General features: G+C 43.9%; 7 protein-coding genes. 4 read left to right on the forward strand and 3 right to left on the reverse strand.

Going from position 1 to position 12,120, the window contains the following annotated elements; all coding sequences use genetic code 11:
* The first annotated feature begins 180 nt into the window (after positions 1-180).
* Positions 181-1,434 carry a methionine adenosyltransferase gene (gene metK / locus ACSX1H_RS06125; protein ID WP_439182956.1) on the forward strand — a complete coding sequence of 418 codons (1,254 nt, stop codon included), beginning with the start codon at positions 181-183 and terminating at the stop codon, positions 1,432-1,434.
* Between the two features lie 77 nt (positions 1,435-1,511).
* On the opposite strand, the gene ACSX1H_RS06130 is transcribed toward metK, so the two are convergent.
* The gene (locus tag ACSX1H_RS06130; protein ID WP_439182957.1) at positions 1,512-3,416 is read right to left on the reverse strand and encodes a methyl-accepting chemotaxis protein; all 1,905 of its coding nucleotides are present in this window, start codon (positions 3,414-3,416) and stop codon (positions 1,512-1,514) included.
* Positions 3,417-3,582: 166 nt separating this feature from the next.
* Positions 3,583-4,149 carry a YceI family protein gene (locus tag ACSX1H_RS06135; protein WP_439182958.1) on the reverse strand — a complete coding sequence of 189 codons (567 nt, stop codon included), beginning with the start codon at positions 4,147-4,149 and terminating at the stop codon, positions 3,583-3,585.
* A 432-nt stretch (positions 4,150-4,581) separates the two neighbouring features.
* Between ACSX1H_RS06135 and ACSX1H_RS06140 the strand changes: the two genes are divergently transcribed.
* The 3 genes from ACSX1H_RS06140 to ACSX1H_RS06150 all read left to right on the forward strand — a co-directional run bounded on the left by ACSX1H_RS06140 (position 4,582) and on the right by ACSX1H_RS06150 (position 10,929).
* Complete coding sequence (locus ACSX1H_RS06140) at positions 4,582-6,822, forward strand: GH92 family glycosyl hydrolase (RefSeq protein WP_439182959.1); 2,241 nt, start codon at positions 4,582-4,584, stop codon at positions 6,820-6,822.
* Positions 6,823-6,869: 47 nt separating this feature from the next.
* Positions 6,870-8,306: a glycoside hydrolase family 125 protein gene (locus ACSX1H_RS06145; RefSeq protein ID WP_439182960.1), complete on the forward strand. Its 1,437-nt coding sequence runs from the start codon at positions 6,870-6,872 to the stop codon at positions 8,304-8,306.
* A gap of 412 nt (positions 8,307-8,718) precedes the next feature.
* Entirely contained in the window at positions 8,719-10,929 is a 2,211-nt protein-coding gene (locus ACSX1H_RS06150; protein ID WP_439182961.1) for a DUF748 domain-containing protein, read from the forward strand.
* Between the two features lie 55 nt (positions 10,930-10,984).
* On the opposite strand, the gene ACSX1H_RS06155 is transcribed toward ACSX1H_RS06150, so the two are convergent.
* A complete protein-coding gene (locus tag ACSX1H_RS06155) occupies positions 10,985-11,947 on the reverse strand; it encodes a DUF4412 domain-containing protein (protein ID WP_439182962.1) in 963 nt (320 codons plus the stop codon).
* Positions 11,948-12,120 lie beyond the last annotated feature (173 nt).

Consider the following 12,120-nt stretch of genomic DNA (forward strand, 5'->3'; position numbering starts at 1 on the left):
CACGTTTTATTAAATGCCTTAATTTGCAACAGTGAAAAGTGGAAGGATTTGGCTGATTGCAACCACTCAAAAAAAGTGCTAAAACGCATATATCGTTTGTACTTCCCTTTTTCACATATCAATTAGTTTTAATACACATCTGTACACATCAGGTGCATACAGATAATAGTTTTAAATGGTATGGGATACTTATTTACATCAGAATCGGTTTCTGAAGGACATCCGGACAAAGTAGCTGACCAAATATCGGATGCATTGCTGGATCATTTTCTGGCCTTTGACCCCAACTCAAAGGTGGCATGTGAAACATTGGTAACCACCGGACAGGTTATTCTGGCTGGTGAGGTACACTCTAAACATTACGTGGACGTGCAGGAGGTAGCTCGCCGAGTGATTAACCGCATTGGTTATACGAAGAGTGAATACCGCTTCGATGGCGATTCGTGCGGCGTACTTTCAGCTATTCACGAACAATCGGCTGACATTAACCAAGGTGTTGACCGAACAGAAAGAATGGAGCAAGGTGCGGGCGACCAAGGCATGATGTTTGGTTATGCATCGAAAGAAACGGACGACTACATGCCGATATCACTGGAGCTGTCACACCGTTTGCTCATAGAAATGGCTGCTATTCGTCGGGAAGGAAAAGAAATGACTTACCTGCGCCCAGACTCAAAAAGCCAGGTAACCATTGAATATGGTGATGATAATTTGCCCAAGCGTGTGCACACCATCGTAGTGTCTACTCAGCATGATGAGTTTGATGAGGATGAACCAATGTTGGCTAAGATTAAAGATGACGTTCTCAACATCTTAATCCCCCGCACAGTGGCACAATTACCTGAACGCGTGCAGGCCCTTTTCGATGATAAGTTCATTCTTCACGTAAACCCAACCGGCAAATTTGTTATTGGTGGGCCTCATGGAGATACAGGACTAACTGGACGTAAAATCATTGTAGATACCTATGGCGGTAAAGGAGCCCATGGTGGAGGTGCTTTTTCGGGCAAAGATCCGAGTAAAGTAGACCGCTCGGCAGCATATGCCTCACGCCATATTGCTAAAAACATGGTGGCAGCAGGTGTGGCCGATGAGGTGTTGGTTCAGTTATCATATGCTATTGGAGTAGCCAAACCTGTTGGGGTTTTTGTAGATACCTATGGAACATCAAAAGTAAACTTGAGCGATGGTGAGATTGCTGTTAAAATAGCCGAAGTTTTTGACCTTCGCCCCGCAGCTATTGAAGAACGCTTAAAACTTCGCTATCCTATTTACGAGGAGACAGCCGCCTACGGCCATATGGGACGCACACCCCGAACTGTTAAAAAGAGCTTTGAATCGACATATTTTGGCAGCAAAGAATTGGAAGTTGAGCTGTTCACCTGGGAAAAGCTGGATTATGTAGATACACTTAAAGAAGCATTTGGATTGTAAAGCAAAACTTCAAGTATATAATTTAAGAAAGGCCTTAAGAATGATTCTTAAGGCCTTTCTTTGTTTATAACTATTTTTTACTGCTTAAAATAAGCGATGGTTTCCTTTAGCTTTTCAGCCAGTAGGGTCAGGTGCTCCGAGTTGTTGGTAAATACCGACGCCGAACCAGAATTTTGCTGCGTCACTTCGTTCAGCTCCTGGATGGCTTTGTTCACCTGCTCCGCTCCACTTTGCTGCTCATAGCTCGATGCTGTGATCTCTTGCACCAGTTGAGTTGTTTTCTCAATTTCAGGAATAATGTCCTCGAGCTGATTACCCGACTTCTCGGCAGCTTCAACACCATGCTGGGTAAGGTCGATGATTTCAACCGCCGCCTTTTGCGAACGCTCAGCCAGCTTTTTTACCTCGCTGGCCACCACCGCAAAGCCTCGCCCCTGCTCTCCTGCCCGGGCAGCCTCCACAGCGGCATTTAGTGCCAGTATATTGGTTTGCTTGGCTATTTCTTCGATAATGGTAATTTTCTGCGCAATTTCCTGCATTGAACCCGTTGTGTTTTTGGAGCTTTTGAAGCTCTCCTGAATTCCCTTAGCTGCCTTTAATGCGATGCCTTCGGTCTGTTTCGAGTTCTCACTGTTTTGCTGAATAGTAGCAACCATCTCCTCCATCGATGAGGATATTTCTTCCGACGAAGCTGCCTGGTTGGAAGCTCCTTCTGATAGCTGATTGGAGGAGGTAGCCAATTCGGTACTGGCTAAATCAATGGCATTTGAACTCTCCGCAATTTCCGCCACTATCTGTTTCAGCTTGCCAATCATATCGCGCAATGCTCTGCCCAAATCTCCTGCCTCATCCTGCTGTTCATCATCAACATCAATATGTGTATTAAGCTTACCATCAGCAATATCGCGCGCAATTTCAGCACTTTTAATGATCGGACGCACTATTTTACCGGCCGTGATATATACAATCACGTATAAAATGATAAGTCCAAGCAGGCCAATAATTACGCTTTGGTAAAAAATTGCATTTGCCTTTTCAAGAATAACCGCTTTGGGAACCTCTATGCCCAGTGTCCAGGTTGTATCAATGCCTTTAAACACTACCGGTGTAACCGATGCATAGTATTCCGTATCCGTGTCTGGGCGTGTATATTCAAAACTGTAATCTTGGGCTGATAAGGTTTTATTTAGGCCTGTTCTAAAATCCTGAGACTCGAAATTAATGACATCAAAAAGCTTTTGTGATATGAATTCAGGATTGGTATGCGCCACAATACTTGTGTCGCGCGATAATAAATAGGAAACCGCGCCTTCATAGGGATCCATACTTGAAATAATCTTGGACATATCATTCAGGCTGACATCAATCCCCACCATTCCCTGGAATTTGCCCGAAGCATCTTGTATAGGCGCAAAAATAGAGCTCATTAGAATCCCTTCCAGTTCTTTGGTGACCTCATCATAATATGGGTCCCAAATACCCGGCTTATTAGATTGCCGGCCATCGTAATATTTACCACTCAACTCCTCATTGGTAATGTCGATGCGCTCAGTCTTTGTGACGATCCGTTCCCCCAGTCGCATGGCAATATTTCGTTCCCGCCCGTTACGGTATTCAAAAGCCGGGTCCAAAGCCTTCATTTCCCAAATTTGCCACGTCGATAATAAAGCCGGACTGTTTTTGAGCCAACCAGCAATAACATTGCGATACAACTCTGGCTGTCCTTCAAAATCGGTCTGAAAATAATCGTTATAAATATCTCGAATGGTATTGGTGGCCACAATCACCTGATTGAAGTCGTCCTGAATCAAGTTACGGGATGCTTTTAGGTTGGCATCAATAATTTCTTTCGAGTCTTCAAGGGCGTTTTTTCTCAGTTTAAAACTGATATAGGTGAGAGTAACTCCATAAATTAGTGTGAAAGAAGCAAGCATATATACCAATAACTTACTCTTCAATCGTAGATTAATTAGTTTATTCACAGTAAAAAATTTAGATTGGTTTCCCTGACTTTCACAAAGTCTACGTACAAAAAAACTATAAGTTTTCTTTTTACCAAACGATTTTAAACTTATTTACATAAAAAAAGCCCGACAGTAGGAACTATCGGGCTTACAATATTTTAAAAAATCAGTTAATCAGTTACATTCACTTTAGGAGCACTACTTTAAACACTAATTCGAAGTTATCATATATCATCTTATCTCCAAGATTATCGAAGAATTTACCTGAACCGTACCTCACATCATACTTCGTGCGATCAATCACCATTTTTCCTTCAAAAACATGATCACTGTGCTTTACCTCAAAACTTACGGGATGCGTTTTACCTTTAATAGTCAAATCACCACTCACTTTATAGCCTTTGCCAATGGCTGATACATTATTAAGCACCAATTTACTATGCGGATAGTTCTCTACACCAAAGAAGTCATCTGATTTAAGATGCCCCACCAGTTTAGCATTGTAATCTGGATTGTCCAAATCGGTACAGGTGATGGTATTCATATCAATAACAAACTCACCGCCCACCAATTGCTTATCTTTTAACTGAACAAAGCCTTCCTTAAACATGATTTTACCAGTGTGCTCACCAGTTACTTTTTTACCAGTCCAGGTTACTTCACTCAGCTTCACATCCACCTGACGTTTTTGGGCTTCTGCAAACGAAACAAATAAGATTAACGCTACGAGTAATATTGGTATTCTTTTCATATTGACTAATTTTTAGATTACAATGGTTTAACAAAGAAACATCCCTGCCGAAATAAAGGTTCAGAATTGCCTTGTTAAAAGTTTGTTAACAGGCAATCAAAAGAGTATTACAGATGTTCAGGGGATCACCAAACAAGCCCCGAATCATCCATCTGCATCCACTTCTATATCAACATTTTATATGATGGTAGCATGCATTTAAGGACTTTCCACGCGCATCTGCAAGGTTGGCTTATCTGAGGTTTGATTCCTATTTTTACTATACAACATACCAAGGCACCCTTGTAACGACAAGGCTTAAAAATGCAGAACAAACTAATTGTGAATGATATACAGTCTTTCTAAAACTGGAAAAGAGCGATAAACCCAAAGCTCCTCATCCAATGGTTTGTGCCTTAATTGCTCAATTAAAAAAACAAAAACAACTAGTATATGAATCAGAAACTATTCGTCACGTTGACTCTTTTAGCGGCCATATTGCTGCCGAGTTGTCAACCCCAAAAACCGATGTCGGATGAAGCCCTACAGTTTGTAGACCCTTTTATTGGAACCGGATTTCATGGCCATACATTTCCGGGTGCTACCTTGCCCTTTGGAATGGTGCAACTAAGTCCGGATACCCACTTGGACGGGTGGGATGCCAGTAGTGGCTACCATTACGACGACACGGAAATTTATGCCTTCAGCCATACGCACTTAAGCGGAACAGGCATTGGGGATTTGGGTGATATTGGCTTGCTTCCTTATTCCAATACAGAAGAAGCGCTGCCGGTAGCCAGCTTTTCAAAAAAAACAGAGAAAGCATCTCCAGGCTACTATTCAGTTCACCTCGATAATTTTAATATTGATGTGGAACTCACGTCAACACTCCGCGTGGGGATGCATAAGTACAGCTTCGGACAGGCCGATGCTCGCAACGTAATGCTGAATCTGGCACATGTGCTGCAGGCCAATTGGGGCAATGCCATCACTGGTAATGAGTGCACCATAATTGATGAACAAACAATAGAAGGCCTTCAGCGCTCAACCGGCTGGGCCCATGATCACCTGGTGGCCTATCGCATCGAATTCTCCGAGCCTTTTGCAAGCAAACGCGTGGTGATTGATGGAAAAACTGCCGAAACCAGCAGTATTAAAGCTAATAATGCACAGGTGTTCTTATCCTTTGCCGACAGTAAAGAACCGCTTATTGTTAAAGTGGCCATATCGGCGGTTGACCCAGCTGGTGCCAACAAAAACATGCAAGCCGAACTACCAGGGTGGGATTTCGACAAAACACTTAAAGAAGCACAAGCCGAATGGCAACAACAACTGAGCCAGATACAGATTGAAACCAATGATGCTGATATAAAAACCAATTTCTATACGGCTCTTTATCATAGCATGATGGCACCGTTCATCTGGCAGGATGTAGACGGTCGCTACCGCGGAATGGACAAGCAAATTCATCAGGCAGCTGAAGGCCATGTCAATTACACGGTCTTCTCGTTGTGGGACACTTTCAGAGCCTTTCATCCCCTAATGACCATCATCAACCCCGATAAAGCAAGTACCTGGGCCGATGCATTGGTTCAAAAGTATAAGGAAGGTGGAATTTTACCCAAGTGGCCACTGGTAAGCAACTACACTGGCACCATGGTGGGGTATCCGGCTGTTTCGGTATTAGCCGATGCAGCAGCCAAAGGACTGGGGCCTGATGATTTAAGTGACTGGCTCGAAGCCTCTGTTCAGTCAGCCACCTGGCGCCCCGATATTGTTGAGCGCTTCAAAGGGACACGCGAAGCAGCGGTAATGCCAAAACACATCTACTTTAAGGAAACACTGGGCTGGGTACCGAGCGACTCGGTGGCCGAAGCTGTATCGTACGGGCTGGAAATGGCCTACTTTGACTGGTGTGTGGCTCAACTTGCTACTGCCGCCGGCGAAGCAAATGTTGCTAAGGCATTTAAGGCCAAAAGTGAATACTTCCGTCACTATTTCGATGAAGAATCGGGGCTGATGCGCGGACGCAACTACGACGGCTCGTGGGTAACCCCTTTCCGCCCCCGTTACTCGAGCCACGAAAAAAGTGATTACGTAGAAGGGAATGCCTGGCAATGGAGTTTCTTTACACCCCACGCCAACGAGCAGCTAATCGATTTATATGGCTCGGCCGACCGTTTTGAGGCCATGCTCGACACTTTGTTTACCACCGATTCGACCATTGAAGGTGAGCATGCATCGGGCGACATTACCGGCTTAATTGGTCAGTACGCACACGGTAATGAGCCTAGTCACCACATGGCCTACCTGTACAACTGGACCAATGCCCCTTACAAAGCCAATGAGCGCCTCGATCAGATCATGCGTGAGTTTTACCTCACAGAGCCGGCGGGCATCATAGGCAATGAGGACTGTGGACAAATGTCGGCCTGGTACGTGATGAGCGCCTTAGGTTTTTACCAGGTGTGTCCGGGTGATGCCACCTATACCACCGGACGTCCAATGGTTGATAAAGCGACTATCCGCCTGCCCAAGGGACAATTGGAAGTGCTTGCTCACAACAACTCAGCCAAAAACCTGTATGTTAAAAAAGTGGTATTAAACGGAAAGGAACTGGACAAGCCCTTCTTTACTCATGAGCAATTACTGGCCGGTGGCAAGCTGGAGTTCTACATGAGCGATGAGAAATAGATAATTAGACGTAAGACCTTAAATAAAGACAGGTATACTCAATCCATATGAAACGCAGAGCTTTTATAAAACAATCGGGCATGGCTATTGGTGGTACTTTATTAGTATCACCATTGCTCAATGCTCAGAAGAAATCAACAGTTGATTTTCAATCCATGCGTCCGGCGGCTGCTGAGCGCTGCTTTACCAGCGATGCTGTTGAAAAACTCATTAAAAAGGTAAAAACAACCATGGCGGATAAGGAGCTGGCCTGGCTGTTTGAAAACTGTTTTCCTAACACACTGGATACAACCGTTGACTTCGAATACATTGATGGGCAACCAGATACTTTTGTGATTACGGGCGACATTGATGCCATGTGGCTGCGCGACAGTACCGCTCAGGTGTGGCCCTACATGCCCCTGATTAAAAAAGATCAGCCGCTCAGAGAACTTATTAAAGGCCTGATAATGCGGCAAACCAAATGCATCTTACTCGACCCCTATGCCAATGCCTTTTACAAGGATGTGAGCAAAGTATCGAAATGGCAAAGCGACCGCACACTTATGCAACCAGGCATCCATGAGCGCAAATGGGAAATTGACTCCTTGTGCTACGCAGTTAGGCTGGCCAACGAATATTACAGTATTACAGGTGATACCAGCATTTTTACCAACGAATGGCAGAAAGCCTCACGCCTGATATTGGAAACTTTTATAGCCGAACAGCGCAAAGATGGCACCTCCCCTTACACGTTTAATCGTGTTACAGGGCAGATGTTTGATAGCCCGGTGCATTGGGGCCTGGGCCGTCCGGTTAAACCTGTTGGACTGATCTGTTCCATGTTTCGCCCATCGGATGATGCCACGCTCTATCCCTTTCTAATTCCATCGAATGTGTTTGCAGTGGTGAGCCTGCGCCAGCTGGCTGATATCCACCAGAAAGTACTGGATAACCAGGAGATGGCGGGTAAATGCCTGAAACTGGCCGAAGAAGTGGATGCTGCCATTAAGCAGTATGCGGTGGTTGAACACCTGCATTTCGGAAATATTTATGCCTACGAGGTCGATGGGTTTGGCAACCGGGTGTTTATGGATGACGCCAATGTCCCTTCGCTGATGTCGCTGGCCTACCTGGGTGCCCATCAGCCAGATGATGCTTTGTACAAACGCACCAGAGCCTTTTTACTGAGTGAGCACAACCCCTACTTTTTAAAAGGAAAAGCCGCAGAAGGACAAGCCAGTCCGCATACCGGGCAGAATAACATCTGGCCAATGGGTATTATCCTGCGCGCTATGACCAGCACCAATGAACAAGAAATAATTAAGTGCCTGCAAATGCTAAAGGCCACACATGCCGGCACCGGGTTTATGCACGAAAGCTTTAACAAAGACGATGCATCGAAATACACGCGCGATTGGTTTGCCTGGGCCAACACTTTATTTGGCGAACTTATTATTAAGCTGTATCACGAACGACCTCATCTGCTAAAAGCCAAGCTTTAAGTAGACTGCTATGGAACGTGGCTTTATCACTTACAGTCTGTAAAGCCGCGTTCCTTTATCCTCCCTGCCGATCAAGACCTCCATTTGGCCATTTCCAAATGGCTCGTTTTTACACAAATTTTGCCGATACAAACACACAGATAGACACAAGACGCTGCTGGGACCATCTAAAACATGAGGCTAATTACATTTCATCAGGCATCCTTAAAAAAATAAATAGCATAAATACCAAAGTCCATAAAACTGCTCACGATCTGCTTACAATTCATGCCCTCCCTATGCCATTACCGGTGCAACCCGCTTAATATTAGACCCTCTCTAATCAAAACTCTAATTGATTTGTTATATCTTTAAGCTACTGCCACCTAACATTTGGCACAACCAATAGTATTAATCTGCTTAACCACAAATAATGAAACAAATCAAAAAAAGGTATTATGTACTTGGCACCGTTGTACTAATAATTTTCCTCTTACTTTTTTTCCTTTCAAGCATAGTTAAAAATTACATCAACAAGCATAGTATAGAGCTAATTGGGCGAAAAGTTGAATTAAACGATTTAAGCATCAACTATTTCAGGGTGGCCATCACTGCATCAGAACTCACTATTTATGAGGCCAATGAAAAAGATACATTTGCCGGTTTCAGAGAGCTATCTATCAACTACGATCCAACGCGGCTATTCAGTAATGAATACTCATTTTCTTCCATATTACTCGATAGCTTATACATTCATGTTATTCGCAATCAAAACGGGTTTAACTTCGATGACTTAATTCCGGCAACGGATTCTGCAAACCAGGAAGTAGCAGATACTCTGCCATCCAAGCCTTTTCGTTTTGCCATTCACAACCTTAAATTCAATAAAGGAAATTTCAACTTTCTGGATGAAACCGTTGATAACGAAATCGATTTAGAGGACATTTCACTCGACCTTCCGCTAATTGCCTGGGATAGTGAATCGTCTGATGTTGGTATTGGATTTGAATTTGGTCAAACCGGTAAAGTTTTTGTGGATGCGCATGTTGACCAGGTAAAAAAAGAATACACCATTGACTTTGAGGTGAACCAACTGGGCCTGGATAACATATCGAACTACGTGGAAGATGTGATTGATGCCGGGGGTGTTGAAGGCTTTGTCAATACCAAATTACATATTATCGGACACATGGTTGAGACCAGCCAGGTTTCAGTGAGTGGAGAAGCCAGCGTCGATGCGTTTCGTATATGGGACTTGGAGAATAAAGATGTGCTAAGCTTTAATCAGTTCAGTGTTGGTTTAGAAAAACTGAATATTGGTGAGGAAGATTATTACCTTTCGCACCTTACAGTAAGTCATCCGCGGGTAACAGCCGGTTTGTATAAGGACATGACCAATATTGAGCGCATGCTGCTGCCAATTATGCCAGTCGATAGCACTGTGCAGGAAAATGAGGCTGCTACTGATACAATAAACCCTTCTGCCCTGGCCTATCGAATTGATAAACTAACTATTGAACAAGGAGAAATACTGTTTTCTGACCATACACTCTACCGCCCCTTTTATTACGACCTGAAAGATATTAACATCGAATTGAAAGATGTGACCAACACAGCCAAAGAGGTACCGGTTACTTTTGCTATAAACATGAACGATCAGGGACAACTAACCGGGCAATCAACCCTTAATATGGTTCAGCCCACGAAATTTATCCTCGATGCTAAATTGGAAAAACTGGGACTACTGAGTTTCTCCCCTTACTCTGAATTTCATATTGCGCGACCTATCACTCAAGGCCTTGTTAACTACGACCTGAGCATCAGCATGACCCCAACCCACATGCTTAATAACAATGACATTGCCATTAATGAACTGGAAATTGGCGATAAAACACAAAATGAACCACAGGTAAAAGTGCCAGTTAAGTTGGGCTTATACCTTATGAAAGACCCCAATGATCAAATTAAAATTCACCTGCCGGTTGAAGGCAATCCCTCTGATCCAAGCTTTAGTGTCAGTAAGATTATCTGGAAAGCACTTTCGAACCTGATTATTAAAGCAGCGGCCTCTCCCTTTAATGCCTTAGCCAACCTGGCTGGTACACGTCCGGAGGAACTGGAAAATATTCCGATGCCCTATGCGCAGGATTCCCTCTCGGTTAAACAGCGTAACATCCTTGATAAAATAGCCAATATCCTGGAGAAAAAACCACAGCTCACTTTCAGCTTCAGGCAACAAACCGACCCTGAAACAGAGAAAAGCATCCTGGCGATTAACCTGGCAAAAAAGCGTATGCTTCAGGCCACAATGCCAACCAACAATGAAAAACAAATTGCCCGGTATAACGAGCGCCTGGCTGCTATGGCCGATGATGATCCGGAGTTCCTGAATTACATCAACCAATCAGCACCCAACTCAGAGGGAAAGAGCCTCATGCTTGCCTGCCGCCAGCTGATTGGTGAAGATGAACTGCAGGATGCATTCACCAAGCTGCTGCTGAATCGTAACGAACAATTAAGCTACTACCTGCTGCAAGAAAAAGGGATAGATTCGACCAGTATTGCAGTAGGCACAGCTGATTTACGCAACCTCCCCGAACAATTAAAAAGCTGTAATTATAAGGTGGAGGTATCGATTAAATAAACAAGAAAATGCCATAGTAAGCTGAGAACGATTTGTATGTTAAGTCGGTCTCAGCTTATTTATCAGTTGCCTCGTTGGTTGGTATTTTTATAGCTCCCAGATTGGTAAGCTGATAATCAGACATCGTGAAAGACGCTTGTTCCTTTTTATTGATTTCGGTTACCGTGAAGGTTGATTTCTCACCATCGTGCAAATCAACCTGCTCGCTGGCCATTAAAAAGCCACCGAGAATGCCATGACCACTCTCTGAGGATTTGAAAATGGAGCTCATAAAATCATCACTTTTCCAGTCCAGATCGCGGGTTATCCATGCCCAGCCTTCGCTATTCTCATCCTTGAATTGATACTCTTCGCAGCGGTAGCCCAAAATGGTTTTGGTGCGGCCGGTTTTTGTTATTTTGGCTGCCGTATCTTCGTGTTCATCTTCTTCATTACTCAATTCATCGGCATACCAGCTGCCATCAGCCATTCCTTCGCCTCCATACACCAATCCTGTTTTTTCACCTTCTTCATCGTTAATAATGATGGTAGCTTTATTCTCCATATCCATAATAATCATCCCTTTACCTTGCTCATTATGCCCCTGAAGGTTACCTGAAACAAAGGCATAGGCGAAGGTCTTAGCTCCCGGATTGGAATAAATCTTAACCACCCCATCGCTCTCCATCTTGCCATTCGGGTCGTACGTATTCATTTTCATCGTCATGGACGAAGTAAAAGCGTAAGCATCCTCAATGGGTACCGGATCGCCTGAATAACCCATTGCCGCCATGCGCTCGGCCCAGACCGTCATGTTATATTCATAATCGCCCGATTCGTCAGCTTCATCACCCGGCTCCAGCCCTTTCATTAAGCTATCCAGTTGTTTCTCGGTCTCTTTTTCTACCTTCTCCTCTGTTTTCTTCTCAGCCTTTTTAGCTGCCTTCTTGGCCATCTTCTCTATAAACGATTGGCAAGTAGCCTCTTGGAAGGTAAAGGCCAAAAAGAGAATGAACACTAGAAATCCTATTTTTCGCATAACCCTAATTTTAAATTTGATTATGCTCAAATTACAATTGATTTAAACCATAGTCAAGCATCAGCTTCGCCAGGCAAAATGGCATTTTGGGCATTAACTCATCAGGTAAATAATGAGTAATGCCCAACAACTATAAGGACTTACCAAGTATATACATAAGATTAAAGTACTCA

Origin of the sequence: Carboxylicivirga taeanensis (assembly GCF_051851475.1) — a bacterium.
Lineage (GTDB): Bacteria > Bacteroidota > Bacteroidia > Bacteroidales > Marinilabiliaceae > Carboxylicivirga > Carboxylicivirga taeanensis.